This window comes from Paenibacillus sp. IITD108 (genome assembly GCF_036541265.1).
Taxonomy (GTDB): Bacteria; Bacillota; Bacilli; order Paenibacillales; family Paenibacillaceae; genus Pristimantibacillus.
In genome coordinates this window covers 20,671-38,998 of the sequence record NZ_JAZHCT010000049.1, presented here as the reverse complement: position 1 = coordinate 38,998, position 18,328 = coordinate 20,671, and the positions used below count along the sequence as shown (strand labels likewise).

General features: G+C 45.2%; 16 protein-coding genes. 7 read left to right on the top strand and 9 right to left on the bottom strand.

Going from position 1 to position 18,328, the window contains the following annotated elements:
* Positions 1–13: 13 nt before the first annotated feature.
* Positions 14–1,876, bottom strand: a complete 1,863-nt coding sequence (locus V1L65_RS26570; protein WP_331702330.1) for an LTA synthase family protein — start codon at positions 1,874–1,876, stop codon at positions 14–16.
* Positions 1,877–2,108: 232 nt separating this feature from the next.
* Between V1L65_RS26570 and V1L65_RS26565 the strand changes: the two genes are divergently transcribed.
* Positions 2,109–3,050 carry a M15 family metallopeptidase gene (locus tag V1L65_RS26565; protein ID WP_331702329.1) on the top strand — a complete coding sequence of 314 codons (942 nt, stop codon included), beginning with the start codon at positions 2,109–2,111 and terminating at the stop codon, positions 3,048–3,050.
* 38 nt (positions 3,051–3,088) lie between these two features.
* Positions 3,089–4,537 carry a cardiolipin synthase gene (cls, locus tag V1L65_RS26560; RefSeq protein ID WP_331702328.1) on the top strand — a complete coding sequence of 483 codons (1,449 nt, stop codon included), beginning with the start codon at positions 3,089–3,091 and terminating at the stop codon, positions 4,535–4,537.
* Between the two features lie 457 nt (positions 4,538–4,994).
* On the opposite strand, the gene V1L65_RS26555 is transcribed toward cls, so the two are convergent.
* Positions 4,995–5,816 carry a hypothetical protein gene (locus V1L65_RS26555; RefSeq protein ID WP_331702327.1) on the bottom strand — a complete coding sequence of 274 codons (822 nt, stop codon included), beginning with the start codon at positions 5,814–5,816 and terminating at the stop codon, positions 4,995–4,997.
* A 26-nt stretch (positions 5,817–5,842) separates the two neighbouring features.
* Complete coding sequence (locus V1L65_RS26550) at positions 5,843–7,876, bottom strand: M1 family metallopeptidase (RefSeq protein ID WP_331702326.1); 2,034 nt, start codon at positions 7,874–7,876, stop codon at positions 5,843–5,845.
* A gap of 105 nt (positions 7,877–7,981) precedes the next feature.
* On the opposite strand from V1L65_RS26550, the gene V1L65_RS26545 reads away from it, so the two are divergent.
* Positions 7,982–8,494: a YwhD family protein gene (locus V1L65_RS26545; protein WP_331702325.1), complete on the top strand. Its 513-nt coding sequence runs from the start codon at positions 7,982–7,984 to the stop codon at positions 8,492–8,494.
* Positions 8,495–8,756: 262 nt separating this feature from the next.
* Here the strand turns inward: V1L65_RS26545 and V1L65_RS26540 are convergent, their stop codons facing one another.
* From V1L65_RS26540 to V1L65_RS26530, 3 genes are read right to left on the bottom strand one after another with little or no spacing between them, the layout of a single operon-like run.
* Complete coding sequence (locus V1L65_RS26540; RefSeq protein ID WP_331702324.1) at positions 8,757–9,473, bottom strand: hypothetical protein; 717 nt, start codon at positions 9,471–9,473, stop codon at positions 8,757–8,759.
* Positions 9,470–10,345 (bottom strand): ABC transporter ATP-binding protein, encoded by an 876-nt coding sequence (locus V1L65_RS26535; protein WP_331702323.1) that lies wholly within the window; start codon positions 10,343–10,345, stop codon positions 9,470–9,472. Before V1L65_RS26535 ends, V1L65_RS26540 begins: the two co-directional genes overlap by 4 nt.
* Positions 10,345–10,707 (bottom strand): GntR family transcriptional regulator, encoded by a 363-nt coding sequence (locus V1L65_RS26530; protein ID WP_331702322.1) that lies wholly within the window; start codon positions 10,705–10,707, stop codon positions 10,345–10,347. The genes V1L65_RS26535 and V1L65_RS26530 overlap by 1 nt, the downstream gene beginning before the upstream one ends.
* 338 nt (positions 10,708–11,045) lie before the next feature.
* On the opposite strand from V1L65_RS26530, the gene V1L65_RS26525 reads away from it, so the two are divergent.
* Positions 11,046–11,963, top strand: coding sequence for an ABC transporter ATP-binding protein (locus V1L65_RS26525; protein WP_331702321.1), 918 nt, complete (start codon positions 11,046–11,048; stop codon positions 11,961–11,963).
* On the top strand, positions 11,960–12,814 hold the full coding sequence (locus tag V1L65_RS26520) for an ABC transporter permease (RefSeq protein ID WP_331702320.1): 855 nt from the start codon (positions 11,960–11,962) through the stop codon (positions 12,812–12,814). Before V1L65_RS26525 ends, V1L65_RS26520 begins: the two co-directional genes overlap by 4 nt.
* 371 nt (positions 12,815–13,185) lie before the next feature.
* On the opposite strand, the gene V1L65_RS26515 is transcribed toward V1L65_RS26520, so the two are convergent.
* From V1L65_RS26515 to V1L65_RS26505, 3 genes are all read right to left on the bottom strand, one after another.
* Entirely contained in the window at positions 13,186–13,605 is a 420-nt protein-coding gene (locus V1L65_RS26515; RefSeq protein WP_331702319.1) for a MarR family winged helix-turn-helix transcriptional regulator, read from the bottom strand.
* Between the two features lie 67 nt (positions 13,606–13,672).
* The gene (locus V1L65_RS26510; RefSeq protein WP_331702318.1) at positions 13,673–14,407 is read right to left on the bottom strand and encodes an SDR family NAD(P)-dependent oxidoreductase; all 735 of its coding nucleotides are present in this window, start codon (positions 14,405–14,407) and stop codon (positions 13,673–13,675) included.
* 55 nt (positions 14,408–14,462) lie between these two features.
* On the bottom strand, positions 14,463–15,275 hold the full coding sequence (locus tag V1L65_RS26505; protein WP_331702317.1) for an SDR family NAD(P)-dependent oxidoreductase: 813 nt from the start codon (positions 15,273–15,275) through the stop codon (positions 14,463–14,465).
* 303 nt (positions 15,276–15,578) lie between these two features.
* On the opposite strand from V1L65_RS26505, the gene V1L65_RS26500 reads away from it, so the two are divergent.
* Together V1L65_RS26500 and V1L65_RS26495 are read left to right on the top strand one after the other, a co-directional pair.
* Complete coding sequence (locus V1L65_RS26500) at positions 15,579–16,442, top strand: hypothetical protein (RefSeq protein ID WP_331702316.1); 864 nt, start codon at positions 15,579–15,581, stop codon at positions 16,440–16,442.
* Positions 16,415–18,313 carry an FAD-dependent oxidoreductase gene (locus V1L65_RS26495; protein WP_331702315.1) on the top strand — a complete coding sequence of 633 codons (1,899 nt, stop codon included), beginning with the start codon at positions 16,415–16,417 and terminating at the stop codon, positions 18,311–18,313. The genes V1L65_RS26500 and V1L65_RS26495 overlap by 28 nt, the downstream gene beginning before the upstream one ends.
* Positions 18,314–18,328: the final 15 nt, after the last annotated feature.

Below are 18,328 nucleotides of genomic sequence, written 5' to 3'. Positions count from 1 at the left end.
TAAAACGAATGGATTACTTTTTCCAGCTTGGCAGCTGCTTCACGTAGCTGTCAGAAAGCTTCAGCAGCTCAAGCGCGCGTTCAAATTCATCCTCTGTAGCAGCCTGCTCGCTGCTTAGACCGTCTCCGGCAAGGGAGTAGTGGGTACCGTCCTCATAGCCGCTTCCAGACAGGAACAGCTCCTTGCTGCTTAAAAATGAGCCGGTAGGCAAATAATAACGCTGAGGTAAAATGTTATAGGCATTATTGAATAGATCCTGGCCGAAATGGATTTGATCCTCAAGCGATACGCCAAGCAGATTCGCAACAGTCGGTAAAATATCGATTTGACCGCCCAGCTGCTCGTGAACTTCTGCTGCCTGATCACCTGGATTAATTACAATAAATGGAATGTTAATCATATCGGTATACGTATATTCACGGCCATAAATTTCTTCCATCAAATCTTTTTCTTCACGGGTTAAGGAATACATCGGTAGCCCGAGATGATCGCCATACAGCACAATCAGACTGTCTTCCCAGACGCCGCGTTTTTTCAGATCTTCGATAAATAACCCAAGCGCATAGTCAGCATAATTTTGTGATCTTAAGTAATCGCCAACCATCGTATTATTGTAGCGGTCAGGCAATGTGATGCGTGACAGATCGTCAGGTATCGTGAACGGATGATGAGCCGTCATTGATATAACCTGAGCATAGAACGGATTGCTTTGACTGTTCATACGCTCCAGCTCTTCGGCAGTTTTTTCATACAATATTTCATCGGGAGCCCCGAAGAAAATAGCATTTTCTTTGCCGAAAAACTGTTCATCGTAATAACGGTCAAAGCCGATCGCCTTGTAAAGCTCGCCTCTGTTCCAGAATTCAACAACATTTGTGTGGAACGTAGCGGTATCATAGCCGGACTTCTTCAGCAGCTTTGGAAGGCTAGGCAGCTCCTTGTCCGCATAGACCTGCGTAGCGGCGCCCCGCGGCGGAATGTACAAGGAAGTATTAACAACAAACTCGGCATCGGATGTATTGCCTTGTCCAACCTGCTGATAGAAATGTCTAAAGTAATGGCTGTTGTGCGCCAGGCTATTGAAGACCGGCATAATTTCTTGACCGTCGATTTTCAAGTCCACCAAAAAGTTTTGCAAGGACTCCATTTGAATGATAATCAAGTTTTTGCCCTTTGCCGTTGCAAATTTTTGCGCTTTTTCAATAGGGCTCTCAATATTTTTGACCGAAGAAATGTTCTGCTGAGTAATTTGCTCAGAATCTACAACCTCCGCTTCGGAAGTTGCGGATAAAATAGTGTACGCTTCGTAATTCAAAATTCCCATCTGCTCGGCTTTTACAATTTCATTCATGCTGGCACGGTTGGGCAGTATATTGAACAGACACAGCGCCAAAGATACGGTAAGCACGGAAGCGATAAGACGCTTGTTTTTCGGCCCATTGAATTGATCGTTGTTCTTATTCTTGTTGCGGATAAGCAGATAAATAGCCAATATGATGATATCTGTAAAAATAAACAGATAATAGGGCTGGATAAGTGAAAACACACTGTTTCTTACTGCCCCTACCTGGTTTACCTGTCCGAGGGCATGGTAAGTTACAATAACACCGTAATACTTGTAATACATTATGACTGCGAATAAAATAGAAGTCATCAAGAGATTGGCCAGCCAGTAGTAGAAAAGCTTGCGCTTGCCTGCAAACCATTCGATCAGGCAGAAGATTACAAGCACGAAAGGCGCTTCTTTGAGCAAGGTTGTTATGGACGGTCCGCCTTCAAAGATAACCATCCAAGCTAATAGACTTTTGGCAAACATAATAATAGAGAAAAATATTATAGGCCGAGTGCTCATAATTCGTTTTATAGATTCGAGCATAAAATAATCGCCCACCTTTCACAGCAAAACAGGCCGCCAAGGATTAACGGCTTCATAATTGTAATATAATGTTTACGATTTGTTAATTCATATTATGCTACGTGACGCAGTCAATTGTCAAAAGGCAAATATAAGGCTATGAAAATTGGAAAAGGAATGTCTTTGAAACAAATTCATTATAGCTGTAGTCTAATATAAATATCAAACTTACTAGGGTAGTGGAGGGACATAGGTGCAAAAAGTAAAAGCAATACTTATATTGGCAGTCGTATGTATTATAGTTGGCGTTGGGGCAAAATGGGTGATAGATAAAGGCTGGACAAGCACTACGCTGCAATCGGAACAGCCGAATTTGTCTGCTCAAGGATCAAATAATGAAGAGCAGAATGTTGTAGGCGGCGAAGGCGGCTCAGACGAGGAGGAGCCAGGCGCGCCAAGCGAGCAGCCGTCCCCTTCTCCTTCGGATAAGCCGGCTGGACAAGCTAGCGTAAGCCCGCCAGAGACACCGCAGCCATCCGATAATCAAGCCAAGCCGACCAGCAGCAGCAAAGACCCTGTCAGCCAGCTTGGCGAGGCTATTCCGGTTGTTGCTGAGCCGGAAAGCATAACAGCATTAATTAATCCTAATAATAGACTGCCTGATGATTATGTTCCTTCTGATTTAGTATATCCTGACGTAAGATTTGTATTTAAGGAGAAAATAGATAAAAGAAAAATGCGCAAGGAAGCTGCCGAGGCGCTTGAAAAAATGTTTGCAGCAGCGGACGAAGATGGGGCATACTTAGCAGGTGTATCTGCTTACCGCTCGCATGAGTATCAAATTCAATTGTTTAATCGATATGTGAAAGAGGATGGCCTGGAGAAGGCAAGAACCTACAGCGCTTATCCTGGGACGAGCGAGCATGAATCAGGTCTGGCAATCGATGTGACGCGCAGTGACGGCAAGTGCGCCGCCAGCGATTGCTTTGGAGAAATGAAGGAAGCTGCTTGGCTAGCTGATCATGCTCACAAATACGGATTTATTATTAGATATCCGGAGGGCAAGGATAAAATTACCGGCTATAAATATGAGCCTTGGCATTTGCGTTATGTTGGAACCGAACTGGCAGAAGCTCTTGCTGCAAGCGGTGAGACTTTGGAAGAATATTATGATGCGGTGCCAGTGAACAGGTAACAACAAAAGGCGCTGCGGCTTCGGGGTGTAGAGCTGTTATGAATATCCTTCAAAATCTTTATATTATTGTAATGGTTCTGAATATATTTTTGGCGCTGATGGTCATCTTCCTGGAGCGTAGAAATATAAGTGCGACATGGTCATGGATTATGATCCTGTTCTTTATCCCGATATTTGGCTTTATTTTATATCTGGTTTTGGGACAGAAGCTGAAGAAGCGCAAGCTTCACAAGCTTCTAGGCGACCACAGAGTTATCATTCAGAATACGCTGCAAAACCAGAAGAGCCAAATACGCTCGGGAGAGCTGAGGTTTACTGATCCTGAGACCGAATCCTACAGAGAAGTTATTTACATGAATTTACGAACAGGTTATTCCTTGTATACGAGCAACAATGAAATCGAGATTTTTATCGACGGCAATCAGAAGTTTGATTCTTTGCTTGATGATATTGCTGCCGCGTCTCATCATATTCATTTAGTGTACTATATCGTAAGAGATGATGATTTAGGCAGACGGCTTATTCATGCTTTAACTGAAAAGGTGAAGCAGGGCGTTCAAGTTAGATTTTTGTACGATCATATTGGCAGCTCCCGTTTGACAAAGCGTTTTTTTGCCGAATTTACGGCAGCAGGCGGAGAAGCGATTGCTTTTTTTCCATCGAGAATTCCCTATTTGAATTTAAAAATCAACTATCGCAACCACCGCAAGCTGGTCATTGTTGATGGCAAGATCGGATATATTGGCGGATTTAATATAGGCGATGAATATTTGGGGCTAAGCAAGCAGTTTGGGCCATGGCGGGATACGCATCTCAAAATATACGGCGGTGCTGTACTTCAGATGCAAGCGCAGTTTTTGATGGATTGGAATGTGGCTACCCACAGCACGCTTGATCTGAATGAGCAGTACTTTCCTATCGAGGAAGTGAAGCAGGGGACGATAGGCATGCAGCTGGTTGCCAGCGGGCCGGATAGCGAGTACCAGCAAATCAAGGAGGCTTACATAAAGCTGATTTATAAGGCGCATCACTCCATTTGCTTGCAAACTCCTTATTTTATTCCGGACGAAAGCTTGATGACTGCTCTTAAAGTTGCGTCTAATTGCGGAGTAGAGGTTAGAATTATGCTGCCTCGCAAGCCCGATCATTTTTTTGTTCACTGGGCCACCCATTCCTACTTGGGCGAGCTGCTGGAGGCTGGCGTCAAATGTTATTTGTACGATAATGGATTTTTGCATGCCAAAACGTTGGTGGTCGACGGGAAGGTAGCATCCGTTGGAACAGCCAATCTGGATATAAGAAGCTTCAAGCTTAATTTTGAGATGAATGCCTTCATCTATGATACGCAAACGGCGAAAAACTTGAACCGAATATTCGACCAGGATCTCGCTTATTCAGAGGAGCTTACCCTTGAGATGTACAACAAACGTCCAAGATCAAACCGATTCAAGGAATCCATCTCCCGCTTGTTAAGCCCTATCTTATAACACACCGAAACATAACCTCTAAAAACATAAGAAGGATTCTGCTCACCGATAATGACCAGAATCCTTCTACTTTCTTATATAACAAATATTCAATTTATTCTAACGCTCCAATCCTTAACCACGAACTGCATATTCATTACGATTAGTATGCGTCCTTTCGTATAATGTATTAGCTATCTTTCGACAATTTTCTCTGAGTTCCCCACATGTCCAGAAATGAAAGCTGCTCCTTTCCTTATGTCTGTACTCCTTGATTTACTTAGCTATGGACATGCTTCGCTAACCGTCTCCAATGGGCTATCCCCTTTCGCTTTGTTAGTTTCATTATAGCCTAATGTTTAAATATTGTAAATATTCAGACAACTATTATTTTACTGTTTTTCAACAAAAAATGCCCTTTCGTCCATGATGAAAGACGGAAAGGGCATTGCGGCTTGTTTAAAGACGGCGGAGCCGTTTATCCTTGTCCTTGGCTGAATATATAATGGCTTTGTGCAGAAAGCGTCCAAACCTTCATCCAAGTGGAAATGAGATGGCTGCCTTGATGCAGTAATATGGCTAAGAATCCGGCGCCCAGCAAGGAAAAGACGGAAAACAATGCCGCAATAGCAAACGTAATGATCCAAAGCACAAGTGAAAGCAGAAGGAAGGGTAGGAACTTTATTATCGCCTGCCATAGTGTTGACCATATGCGCCCGCCGCTTACTGCGCCAAGCTGCATCGACAGAGACAGCAAGTGAATGGCAACCGCCCATACTGCCCAGCCAAGTATTATAGGAAGAAGCTTAGCAGCAAGCTGCGCAAAGGAGGGGCTGGTCAAAATAATTTGCATCGCTCTGGGAGCCAGCCACCAGACGGGCACCGCAATCAGCGCCATTTCAAGCCAGTAGATAAGCGTGACGGGCTTCCAGCATTTGCGCATTCCTGCGCGAAAGTGTGTATTTGCCGAATGCTCAAACTGTTGATGCAAGGAGTATAGCAGGCCGCTATGGATAAAGGGCGTCAGCAGCATGCGAAAAGCGAACAAAGCGGCCAGCATCCATACGTATGGCGTAATGAGGTTTGTTTTAAACAATTGGAATTGTGCTTCGGTCAGGAAGACCTGCACGGCATAGTCTGTCGGTGCCGAGCTTGGATAACGGCGCAGCAGCGGCGATATGATGTCGTCTATAAAGCGATACAGGAATATTCCCCAGCCTAATCGGTATACGAATAAGGCCAGCACTAACGTAAGATGTCTGCGTGTCATTTTCCAGCCTTGTGCGATAGTTGTTTTCATAAAATCGCTCCTTGAACTATAAATAGTTACCATGCCAAGCTCTTCAGTATGCCCTCTACAAATCTGACGACACCTAGATTCCAGCGTGACCTTGCTTCGGAAGGCAGCTCCGCTTTCATATAATTATTAATAAGCTTATTGTCGAGCATGTTGCTTTGCTGAGGATCGATTGCCGCCCATTCCAGCGGAGCGCTGTGCACCTCTTTAATTTGAATGCGCGCTTGTTCAGCATTCCAAACTTTAGTTTTGGTAGTGCCGTCTGTAAATTTCAGCACGATCGGGATAGAGCCGTTCATCTCACCGTTGCGCCTTACGGTAACTAGCGATTCATAGCTTTCTTCTTCTCCTGAGCGAATCGTTTTTACTTTAATCGCTTCAACTTCAAAGTCAGCCATCTTGTTGTTGTAGACAAAGCTGTTGAAGTAGTCAGACCAGTCTGTTTTTGTAATCGTTTCGACTATTTTTTGAAAGTCACTCGTTGTTGGATGCTTGAACTTATACGTTTTAAAATAAGTTCGCAGTATTTTGTTCATCTGATTAGCGCCAATTTGGTTTTCAATATCGAGCAGCACAAGCTTGGAGCGCATGTACACATTTTCTGCGTACTGCTGATGATTTTTATAGCCCCAGGATTCCTGCTTTAACGGGGCAGGATCTGTCATATAGCTGGCTTCCATACGGAGATTAGGCAATACGCCATATACGGATTCCATAATTTTATCCTCTGCATACGAAGTAAAGCCTTCATCAAGCCATGCTTCTTCAAACTCATTGGAAGCAACCATGCCGTACCAGTATTGATGGGCAATTTCATGCGCCACTACACGCTCCAGCTCATAGCCTGGATTTTCCTTGTCGGCTGCAAATGCTGTTACCAAGGTTGGATATTCCATTCCTCCGGCGCCGCCAGCCTGCTTCGGCGGCACGATTACTGACAATGTGCTGTATGGATAAGGCCCGTACCATTTTGCAAGCTTGGTAAGCGACGATTTCGCAGCATGAATATAGCGTTCTGTAAGTTCACTGTGCGCAGGATCCAAATACAGTTTAATGCGCATGCCGGGAATGTTGTCCTCAGAGAAGGAAAACTCCTTATAGATAAAGTCAGGAGAAGCTGCCCAAGCAAAGTCATGCACATCCTCCGCGTAAAATTGATAAATACTGCGTCCGCTTTCTGTTACAGCTGGCTTTGTTTGAAACCCGGTTGCGGCAACAATATGCTTCTCCGGCACATTGATTTTGACACTATAAATACCGAAGCTGCTGTAAAACTCAGAATTGCCATGATATTGATGGAGATTCCAGCCTTCGGCCGAGCGGTCTCTCGTACCAGCCGTTTCATAGACGGCTATTTTCGGGAACCATTGACCAGCCATAACAAAGTCCCCTGAATAACCCATGCGGGCAAAAACTTCAGGCAGCTTGACATCAAAGCCCATCTTGAGCGTAACGGATTTGCCGGGCATAACCGGATCAGGAAGCCGAAGCTTCATTAACGTCGTGTCATGCTTGTTTCCATCATCAGGCTGCACATATTGAATACGGGGCAGCAAGCTATCGCCTTCTAACGTTTGCAGGCTTGTCAGATCCATATAGCCATAGCTGTTCGCAGTTGCGGTATCTTGGCGCAGTTTTCCGCCAGACTCCTTCATAAAGGTCGTTTTGGATGAGCGAAAGGCGTTAGGATAAAGGTGAAAGTACAAATCTGTAACAGGCTTTTTGCCAGGGTTTGTCCATGTTACAGTTTGCTCCCCGCTCAGCTGTCTCGTTTGCTCCAGCAATTTGACTGAAATGTGGTATTCCACCACACGTTTGCTAAGCGGCTGTTGCTGCGGCGGCGGTTGTACATTCATTTGATGATCTTGAGCGGAAGAAGCTGAGGGCTCGGCCAATTGCTGATTAAAAACAGATGCAGCAAGCTCAGAGGTCAGCTGATTATCTTTGTAGGCATAAGTAAATTGGGATAGCCATGCTTTATCGAACCCGCCCTGCAATGAGATGCCTAACATAATGATTGCTAAAGATCCGATTATAATTCCATTCAAATAGCGTGGACGCATTTCCAGATTCCCTCCCGTTGACAAGCATCTACAGCATGTATATGTTTGCAATTCGAAGAATATTAGCTAAAATGTAATTATTGTATGGGAAAGGTGTGATCACTGATGTCAGAAGAGCAAAACGGTGCTGAGCTGAAGGTGAAGAAGAACTTGTCGCTCAATCTTATCGGCGGCAAAAAACATAGAGGATTTGGTGCGGGCTCCATTGATTTAAGCGATGTAGCTTGCATTATTATTGATGAAGGCGAGGCCTATATTGATGTGGGTGCGCTGCATGCAAAGAGCAAGATTGAACGCGGCATTAAATTTACGCCGAATAGAGAGGATACTCCGAATGGGCGCCAATGCTGGATCGTATGGGTAGCAGTGGACCGTGATGAGCATGGCTCGTTCTATGGCGGAGCTACAGCCTGTGAGATGTGGATCGATCCAGAAGCGCGCCGCGGCTGGAAAATTCTTGCCGACCATGTCAATAAGCTCGATAATGCGCTCAAAAGGCGCATTGTCTTGGATGAGCTCGGCTCTGCTGAAAAAGCTGCTCTTAAGAAGCTGCTGATCGAGCATAATGGCGAGTGGTGGGAACGCTCTGCTGACGAGCTGAAGGAAGCGTTAGAATAGCTTACGTTGTTAATAGATTGGCATTGTACAAGCCGAATGGCTGCGCCATTCTATGAATAGGTGTGCATATCAAAAAGACTCGCTTGCGCTTGCGGCGGGTCTTTTTTTCTGTGGCGTAACCGGACTTTGACCGATAAGTGCTCCTGCGTACGCCTAAACAGCAAAAAACGGCATCTCTGCCGTTTGCGTTTTGCGAATGCCGAGCGTATACTCGGTTCAGACGCTGTGTGTTGTTAATAGCGGTCCATCTATTGTATTCTCGTTATCCTTTTCTTGGCATCGGATGCAATGGCGCATGGCGCAGCATCGGATACGTGGCGAATAACGCAGCGAGACTTACTGCCCCGATGCATGAAGCGATCGCCATCGCACTCATCTTGAAATTAGACATCCAGTCGAACAACGCGGATATAGTGCCTCCATAATAAAGAAATATGCCTGCGACCGTTACGATCATGAACATGATGACGCTGCGGATAAATCCTATCCGATATATGATGGCATAACAGAAAAAAGAAAGACCGAAGCTTGCCATGCCCGCCATTAGATCGATCCACAAATAGTCGAAAAAACGGTACTCATCCAAAAACAACCTAGCAACATGCAGAATACCGGCTTCTACCGACTTCCACTGATAGATCGTGACTAGCGCGTATTGGCAAATGTTCAGACACAAGATGCTGAAAACTACGCCCCCTATGCCCACGCTGTAGAAAGCTTTAAGGAATTGCTCGCGCGTGCTTCCCATTCCGATCGATATCGAAAAGAGAGACTTGAATCCGAAAAGCCCGAAACCGGCAAGAAAGAAATATGCAGGCCCGGATATCGCGGCAAGCGTTCCTTGATCGAGGTCAAAGAGCAAGCCGGCGATGATCCATACGATCGTCAACGGAACGGTAATAAACAACAGCATAAGTTTGGCAAAATACCAGCTTGCATCCTCGTATATAAATCGGAATACCGCGCCCTGTAAGTTCATACGTTTACCTCCGCATCTTCCGTTAAATTCAGCAAATAATTTTGCAAGTCTGCTTTCTCAATGGAAAGTCCATGGGCTTGCGCGTGTTCTTTCCACTGCTTCGAATATGGGGCGTCTAGCATTACCCTGATTTTTGAGCCCATCGCGCTTTGCTCCAGCACTTTATGCCCGTCAATAGCATTTGTCACCGCGCTTCGTTCGCCAGCCAGCCATATGCCTTGCTCGCGGAACTCATCAATCAGTTGATGATGCAGCAGCTTGCCCTTATGCATTACGATCAATGATTCACAGAGCGTCTGAACTTCTTCAATATGATGCGTCGAAATCAGAATGAGACGGGGAGATTCCTCATGGCTTACCCTTAATGCCTCATACAGTTTCTTTCGCATCCCGGCATCCAGGCCGTTCGTCGGCTCATCGAGTATCGTTACGTCGGCGTGGCTAGATAGCCCAATAATAAACTGAAGCGCAGACTTCATCCCCTTGGACAGTTTGGATATTTTCTTTTTGCGATCCAATCTGAAAGTTTCGACAAGACGGTCTGCCATAGCTTGATCCCAGTTGGTATTGAAATATTGACCGAAACGAAGCGCATTCTGTACCGTCCATATCGAGCTGAACGGATGATCCTCCTGCATGTAGCAAACATGCTGGACTGCTGCCGGGTTTCCGTAAGGTGCCAAGCCCTTAATCTGCACCGATCCGCCCTGGGGCCGTTGATGGCCGGCCAGTAGTCTCATCAGCGTTGTTTTGCCTGCCCCGTTGCGCCCCCACAGCCCTGTGATCACCGGCTCCATCTCTTCGAACGATACTTTTTCGAGAACGGGAACGTTATCGTACGAATACGTTAATTCGTTTACATATATCATCATTACTCCTCCTCCAGAATCAACTGAACGACCGATTCCTTGCTTAATCCGATTCTCTTCGCTTCCTCCAACAAGGGAAGGACGAACTGCTCGCGATAGTGACGCTGACGTTCCTTCAACAGTTGCAGTTTCGCTCCGCTCTTTACAAACATGCCTATTCCACGCTGTTTATAAATAATCCCTCCATCCACCAAAGCCTGGAGACCCTTGCGTACTGTCGCCCGATTGATGTTGTAGAAGCGCGATAATTCATTTTCGGAAGGAATTTGTTCTTCTTCGTTCAATCCGCCCCCCACAATCTCGTCCATGATCATTTGGGCAATCTGTTGAAAGATTGGTTGAGATTCATCCAATGTCGGTTTCATCAAGGACCTCTTTTCTCTAAAAGTAATCAATTGTTGAATAGTTGGTTACTCATGTAACCAACTATACATCAATTTGAATGAATTGTCTATAACCATTGAGCCCAAATAAATGAAAAGTACCTATTAGCTAATTTGGCTGCAGTCGTTTTTGGCTTTAGCAGGTGCCCGCTCAAATTATGCAACTTACTTCAAAGCTTATTGCAATGTCATTTCTACATGTTATTGTTAATTCAAAGCTAGTGAGCGGAAGGAGCGGCCGGCGGGTTGAAAGTAATCATTGCAGCGGCTAATCGATCAAATCATGGCTAGAAATAACTCAAATACGGAGGAGGATTCCAGTGGGAAAAGCAATTGAAGTGAAGCAGCTCAAAAAATCATTCGGTGAACTAAAAGCGGTAAACGGAATCGATTTTTACGTGGAGCAAGGTGCCTTGTTCGCTTTCCTCGGACCAAATGGCGCAGGCAAGTCAACAACAATCGATATGCTTACGACCTATTTGCAGCGTGATAAAGGGGAAGTGCGGGTAAACGGCTATGAGCTTGGCCGGGAGGATGACCGGATAAGAGGCTCTATTGGCATTGTATTTCAAGACAGCTTGCTCGACCATGCCCTTACGGTAGAGGAAAATTTATATGTGCGAGGCGGCTTCTATAATTTGTCCCGTTCTGAGCTGCGCGCAGCGGTTGAAAAAGCAGCACGAATTGCCAAAGTTAACGATTTTATAAAGCGTCCGTATGGCAAGCTGTCAGGCGGACAGCGCCGACGGGCAGATATTGCGCGTGCTTTAATTCATACGCCCAAAATTTTGTTTTTGGATGAGCCGACGACGGGACTTGATCCGCAAACACGGAAAAGCGTATGGGAGACGATTCGTGAGCTGCAGCAGGAGCAGGGAATGACGATATTTTTGACTACGCATTATATGGAAGAAGCTGCCCAGGCAGATTATATTACTGTCATGGACCACGGGGAAATTATCGCCAGGGGAACGCCATATGAGCTGAAGGAGCGGTATGCCCAGGACAGCTTGAAAATTGTTGCGAACGACGAAGCGGCGTTAAGAGAAGCTCTTCATGCTGCAGCCGTGCCTTATAAGCAGGAAGACGGAAGATTTCATATAGCAATCGGAAGCACGGTCGAAGCGCTGCCCATTATTGATATTTGCCGCAGTCATATAGCGGGGCTGGAGATTATAAGCGGAACGATGGATGATGTATTTATTCAGCTTACAGGAGCGGGGGTTAGAGGAGAATGAACGTACTGGCCAAACGCAATTTAAAAATATTTTTTCGAGACAAGAGCAATGTGTTTTTTTCCTTTTTGGCAGTATTCATAATTTTGGGCCTGTATGTTATATTTCTGGGCGACCTGATGAAAAAGAGCTTTACACAGCTTACCCATGTTGACTTTGTAGTGGATAGCTGGGTTATGGCGGGAATTTTGGCTGTTACCTCAATTACTGCGACGCTGGGCGCATTCGGCATTATGGTAGGGGATCGCTCTAGCAGGATTATTAAAGATTTTGCAGCAGCACCAGTAAGTAAAAATAGCATTGCAGCAGGTTACATTATTAGTGTGATCGTAATTGGACTCATTATGAGTGTCATTACTTTTGGCTTTGCAGAGCTCTATATCTATCTCAAGGGAGGGGAATTGCTCTCATTTATATCCGCGCTGCAAGTCCTCGGTCTTATTGTGCTGTCTGTTCTCGCAAGCAGCTCTATTATTTTCTTTATTTCTTCATTTATTAGCAGTCAGAATGCGTTTTCAACTGTAGGTACAATAGTAGGTACTTTAATCGGTTTTTTAACCGGCATTTATATCCCGATTGGATCGCTGCCTGAAGCTGTTCAGTTTCTTATTAAAATATTTCCGGTTTCCCATGCGGCTGCACTATTTCGTCAGGTTATGCTGGAACGGCCAATGGAGCTATCCTTTTCAGGAGCGGATGAACAGGCCGTTAACTCCTTTCAATTAGATATGGGCGTCCACTATCAGTTTGGCAGCTTTTCAACAAACACAGTCATGAGCATTACCTATTTGTTAATTACAATGGTTGTATTCTATTTGCTGGCATTAATGAATATTGCAAGAAAGAATAAGTGATTTTACGGGAAAGCAGCTATGTTCATGATCTGATTGTCATGTAATGACTATCAGATCATGAATTAAATATATACAGAAATTCGGGCTGCCTTCAAACTATTTTCGTAAGCGCTTATCGCACTAAGTACATTTTGTGCATCTAGATTCTCTTTTTTTGCCGAATAAATGATTCTAAATGGATTTCATACATCTAGTTCTAATGAAACACCCTATATTTTGCGAATTGTGCCAAATTAAATGTAGTTTTTTCCCTTTAGAATCACAAAAAACCAATTTTCAAAAAAACTAAGCACAGGAAATGCACTTAGCTAAGGCGCGTAAGTACTCATTCCACAAAACAGAGTCTTTTGCTATCAATTAGTATGCTGGATTTAGCCCTCACTATTCAGCTTTTTATAAAGCTTGGCCAGCAGTTCTCTTTCTTGCTCGTCTAATTTCTCGAAAAGATTTCTGCGCAGCCTTTGCCCCTCCGCTGTTGCTCTTTCAAGGAGGGCAACCCCTGCGTCGGTAATCTCCAAAAAAATAATTCTGCGGTCCGATTCATCCGCCGTTCTGACAGCTAGTTTTTTACGGACGAGTTTATCTGACAAATAACTGAGTGTAGGCGGAGTCAGCCCCAATATTTTCGCTATGTCCGATGGCCGGCTTTTTCCGTTATTTTTCAGATGGCTAAGCACAAGGACATGTGAGATACCGAGGTCTTCATTAAAGTTAATATTCCATTGAACGATCAATTGATTCGTAAATTTGTCCATATCATGTATAAGTTCAAAAATAGTTTTATCTTCCATAAAAGCCTCCTGGCCAAATAAATGACAGCCCATAATTTAAAATTAAGGGCTGTCATAATATTACACGTTATTGTGCAGAGTATCCACCGTCAATGACTAATTCGGAGCCAGTAATGTATGAAGAATCATCGGATGCGAGAAATAACGCCGCTTGAGCAATATCGCTAGCTTGACCTAGACGCTGCAACGGAGTAGCCTGAATCAATCGTCCAAGCAATTCCTTTGAAGTGCTGAGAGCTTGAGTCATTGGCGTTTCAATGATTCCTGGGAACAGAGCGTTAACCCGAATGCCTTGACGGCCGAACGCAGCCGCGGCCGCTTTCGATATTGCGCGCACCGCTCCCTTGGACGCCGAGTAGTGATTAAAGCCTTGGCCGATTAATGCGGTATAGGATGAAATGTTAATTATGGAGCCTTTGTTTTGGGCTGCCATATACGGAGTGACATGCTTCATACCGGCAAACGGGCCAAAGCCGTTAATGGTAAGCATTTTTTGCCAATCTTCCGCATTGATTTCCTGGTATGGCTTCTCGGAAGAAATGCCTGCGTTATTAACTAGAATATCGATTTTGCCAAAGCGCTCGTTTACTTCCTTCGCGAGCGCCTGCCAATCCTCATCGGAGGCAACATTGAGCTTCATACCGTACACGTTCTGTTTCTGGCTAGCTTTTTCTAGTGCTGCTTCGTTGATATCTGCGGCAATGACGATAGCACCTTCTTGCGCAAACAAATCGACCATGCTTTCCCCGATACCCGATGCTCCACCAGTAATAATCGCAACTTTATTGTTCAATCTTCCCATGACTCATTCTCCTAACCTAATTTAATGTTTTTTGCATAAAATCGCATTTTAGCTGTTATTGGCTGCTTTGTGCGGTTTTCGTCATTTGCTCAAAATCTGGGATAGTTGGATTGGCAATATAATGCCCGCCCTCGACCTGAATCGTCTGTCCCGTAATAAACTTGGATTCATCCGAAGCCAGGAACAGGACGGTATAGCCAATATCATCTGGCTCTCCATGATAAGGCAGTGCGTTATACTTCGCGAAGATGTCCAATAGAGCAGGAGGTATATTATTTTTGGCTGCCGGTGTTAAAATTAGTCCAGGTGCTACGGCATTGCAGCGAATGTTGTTCTTCCCATGCTGGGCAGCAATATATTTTGTAAGATTTATGACCCCCGCCTTCGAGGCTCCATATGCAGACCGCACAACATCCCCTGCGAAGCCTGCCATAGAAGCTGTATTAACAATCGAACCTCCTCCAGCTTGAATCATATAAGGAATAGCAAATCTGCTGCCGAGCAGCACACTTTTTAAGTTCACATTCATAAGTCTGTCCCATTCTTCGAGATCAACGTTAACGACATCCAGATCCTTTTTTAAATTGGTCAAGCCTACATTATTAAAAAGACATATAATTTTGCCAAACTCGTGTACTGTATATTCAACTGCTTCTTTTATCGACGCTTCATCGCCGGCGTCAAGAAAAATGCCAGCTGCTTCTCCGCCTTGGGATTTTATTTGATCTGCTGCTGCTTTGGCTCCCTCGGCATTAAAATCTGCAATGACTACTTTTGCACCTTCTCGCGCCATCAAGTTGGCGGCGGACAAGCCAATCCCCGAAGCTCCTCCAGTAATAAGCGCCACCTTGCCGCTCATTCTTGCCATATTTTGTCTGCTCCTTTCTTGGAACTTAAGTTAAGTGTTATAAGCTTGCATATTATTTAGATATCTAAATATTTTATGCCTAAATAATAACACTGTACTTTTTATAGCGCAATGTATATTTTTGTTATTGCAAAATGGATGGTAATCTTATACAGCTCTACAACAGAGCCAGCTTGCTTTATAAAGCTTAAACCTCATTAAATGGCTATTGCTGCAAGAGATGAACATTTACAATATGCATTGGCCATTCCTATAATTCGGAGAAACAGCTGCAACAATTGCCATGGGAGGTAGGAACAAACGATGAGTGTAAGGCAAGTAGATACGTTAGTTGTTGGCGCTACGTTCACAGGAATCGGTTTAATAGGGGAGCTGCAGAGGCAAAACAGACCGTCTCTGTTAATAGAGAGAGAAATAACGCTTGGACATGAATTTACTTATGCATATAAGCCTGGAGTTAATTGGGAGCTAGAGACTGAGCGTCATCAAGCAGTAAAAATGCTGCGTGACAAGCTGAAAAGAAGAAATGTACTGACTAGCGAAGGCAGAGTGCATTTGTCAGGCATAACGCCGATTTTATATCAGCTGACACGCGATCAAGAGCTGCCTGTTCGATTGTTGACGGAAGTAGTCAGTGTCGAGCATGCCGGCAGCGGCTATAAAATTGTTTTATACGATGGTTCTGGCATGAGTGAGCTTGTCGCCAATCGGATTATAGATACATCATCCGAGAAGCTGACTGGCCCTGTGCGTATGCATACAGGAAGGAAAAGAATTGGAGCTTTGCTGCATGCCAAAAAAAATGAGCATGGCTCTGTATCTGCACTGGCAAGCAGTGCTTTCGGCGGATCGTCAGAGTTTCATGAGGACCGCCTTTCCTTTAAGCGGGGGCGCTTTGAATCGGAAGGTTATATTAGCATTCCGCTCGCTGCTGATGATGACTGGATTACTGCCAGGAAAAAAATACATCAATTTTGGGCCAATCGGCCAGCAGAGCTGGAAGGCTGGTCGCTGGCAACCGTAGCCGATCAGTTTGACTATGCTCCAAAAAGAGGACCGCATGAAATAGATCGTAATTGGTATTGGATGCCGTCGGCAGCTTATGCCAATCCACTGCTGGCTATGGATGAAGGAATGGAGTGGGGAAAGGAGAACGGGGCGATATGATCATTTCAGAGCGTGTAGAAGGCAAACTAGTCAAGCGTAATGCAGAGCTCAATTCACCTGTTGATCGTTATGATGTTATCGTAGTCGGTCTAGGCACGGCAGGAGCGATTGCCGCTATTGCTGCTGCTGAGCAAGGACTAAAGGTATTAGGGCTGGAGCGGCTTTCGGCTATGGGAGGAACGGGAACGGTCGGGGCGGTTATCGGTTATTATTTTGGCAATAAAGGCGGCTTGTTTGAAGAGATCGATGAAGAGGTGCAAAGGCTAGCTAAGCTGGCAGATTATACGAAGGCTGCTGGTGTAAGTGCCGATTTGAAAAAAATAGCGCTTGAGCAGAGGATGGTGGCTGCGGGTGTTACCATATGCTATAGCGCCACAGTAATCGGTGTTTATATGCAGAACAATGCAGTGAAGGGTGTACGATTTATTGGTGCCAATGGTATAAGCTCGGCTGAGGGGCGGGTCGTCATAGATTGTACTGGCGAAGCGGAAGTAAGCAGTATGGCAGGGGCTGCCTTTCACAAGGGAAGAGAGCTGGATGGCAAAATGCAGCCTTTTTCCAATGCTATTGTATGGATTGAAAATAATGCGGTGAAGACGTTTTACACCGATTCAGGATATGTGGATTGCGAGGACAGCAGCAGCTTCTCTAAGCAAGTTATTCAATCCGCCTGCTGCTGGACGCATCAGCCAGACGTTTTTTCTGAGGAGCCGAAGTTTGTAAAGCTTGCTCCGCTGCTTGGCGTACGTGAAGGGAAATTTATTATCGGAGAGCAAAATGTTACTTTTGAAAATTTCATTACTGGCAGCTTGACCGAGGAACCTTTGTTCTATGCCTACTCTAATTTGGACAATCATGGCAAGGATGTCGCTTTTGAAAGTGAGCTGCAGCAGGACTGGATCGTAGGCGCCGGCTTGTGGGGCGTTAATTTCTCTGTTCCTATTCCGCTGGGCGCGCTTATTCCAAAAGGGCTTGATGGTTTGCTGGTCGCAGGCAGATCGCTTGGCATCGATCACGATCTGGCAGCTTGCGTTCGCATGAAACGGGATATGCAAAAATGCGGCGAGGCTGCAGCTATGGCGGCGCTGCTCGCTATCCGGCATAATGTTCCGCTGCGTGAAGTGCCATATGCAGAGCTGAAGGAGCTGCTGATGCCTACAGGGTGCTTGCAGAAAGCGAACCATGTGGGACTCCGCTACGGAGTTCCCAGCAACGATCATCATGAACCGATACGTGGCTGGCTTACAGATGAGCAGGCGATTCGCAGCGGGCTGGCGAGTGAGAAGCCAGGCATTGCGATTTGGTCGGCAAGAAACATGGGGGACGCTATTCGCCCTCAGCTTTGGAATTGGCTTGCTTCGGAGGATGAGCTTCATCTACAGCGCCACAGCGCATTTGCGCTAGCACTGCTGGGGGACAGCAGCGCAATACCGGAGTTAAGAACAATTGTTCAGGAGCGAGACCCATTTTTCCCGAAATCCAGCCGGAAGTATAATCAGGCAAGAGGCTATGCCGCAATATATTTGCTCGGCAAGCTGCGTGATGAAGAGATAATACCAGAGCTTGTGAATATTTTGCATACGAGAGAGCAATTTTCCAATGTGTCTACGGATGCAGAGTTTATTAACCATGACGACGAATATTACTTTCAATACTTTACATTTGCTGTGGCTGCTTTATTTCGTATTGCAGAGCAATATCCAGCACATAGAAGCTTAATAGAGCGAGAGATCCGGGCAGTAATCGATGATCCCGAATTTAGCCTGTATATTACCTTTAAGCCAAGCAAGGATGTGCTGTACAATATGGTGGAAACCATTAGAAGCATCGCCTATAGTCAGTTCGAAGCTTGGCAAGAAAAGCAGCAATAGTAATTTAATTGCTTT

What these genes read in the sequence shown, in the direction of transcription:
- V1L65_RS26570 (WP_331702330.1), bottom strand. Translation starts at nt 1,876, where the DNA reads ATGCTCGAATCTATAAAACGAATTATGAGCACTCGGCCTATAATATTT.
- cls (WP_331702328.1), top strand. Translation starts at nt 3,089, where the DNA reads ATGAATATCCTTCAAAATCTTTATATTATTGTAATGGTTCTGAATATA.
- V1L65_RS26555 (WP_331702327.1), bottom strand. Translation starts at nt 5,816, where the DNA reads ATGAAAACAACTATCGCACAAGGCTGGAAAATGACACGCAGACATCTT.
- V1L65_RS26550 (WP_331702326.1), bottom strand. Translation starts at nt 7,876, where the DNA reads ATGCGTCCACGCTATTTGAATGGAATTATAATCGGATCTTTAGCAATC.
- V1L65_RS26545 (WP_331702325.1), top strand. Translation starts at nt 7,982, where the DNA reads ATGTCAGAAGAGCAAAACGGTGCTGAGCTGAAGGTGAAGAAGAACTTG.
- V1L65_RS26540 (WP_331702324.1), bottom strand. Translation starts at nt 9,473, where the DNA reads ATGAACTTACAGGGCGCGGTATTCCGATTTATATACGAGGATGCAAGC.
- V1L65_RS26535 (WP_331702323.1), bottom strand. Translation starts at nt 10,345, where the DNA reads ATGATGATATATGTAAACGAATTAACGTATTCGTACGATAACGTTCCC.
- V1L65_RS26530 (WP_331702322.1), bottom strand. Translation starts at nt 10,707, where the DNA reads ATGAAACCGACATTGGATGAATCTCAACCAATCTTTCAACAGATTGCC.
- V1L65_RS26520 (WP_331702320.1), top strand. Translation starts at nt 11,960, where the DNA reads ATGAACGTACTGGCCAAACGCAATTTAAAAATATTTTTTCGAGACAAG.
- V1L65_RS26515 (WP_331702319.1), bottom strand. Translation starts at nt 13,605, where the DNA reads ATGGAAGATAAAACTATTTTTGAACTTATACATGATATGGACAAATTT.
- V1L65_RS26510 (WP_331702318.1), bottom strand. Translation starts at nt 14,407, where the DNA reads ATGGGAAGATTGAACAATAAAGTTGCGATTATTACTGGTGGAGCATCG.
- V1L65_RS26505 (WP_331702317.1), bottom strand. Translation starts at nt 15,275, where the DNA reads ATGGCAAGAATGAGCGGCAAGGTGGCGCTTATTACTGGAGGAGCTTCG.
- V1L65_RS26500 (WP_331702316.1), top strand. Translation starts at nt 15,579, where the DNA reads ATGAGTGTAAGGCAAGTAGATACGTTAGTTGTTGGCGCTACGTTCACA.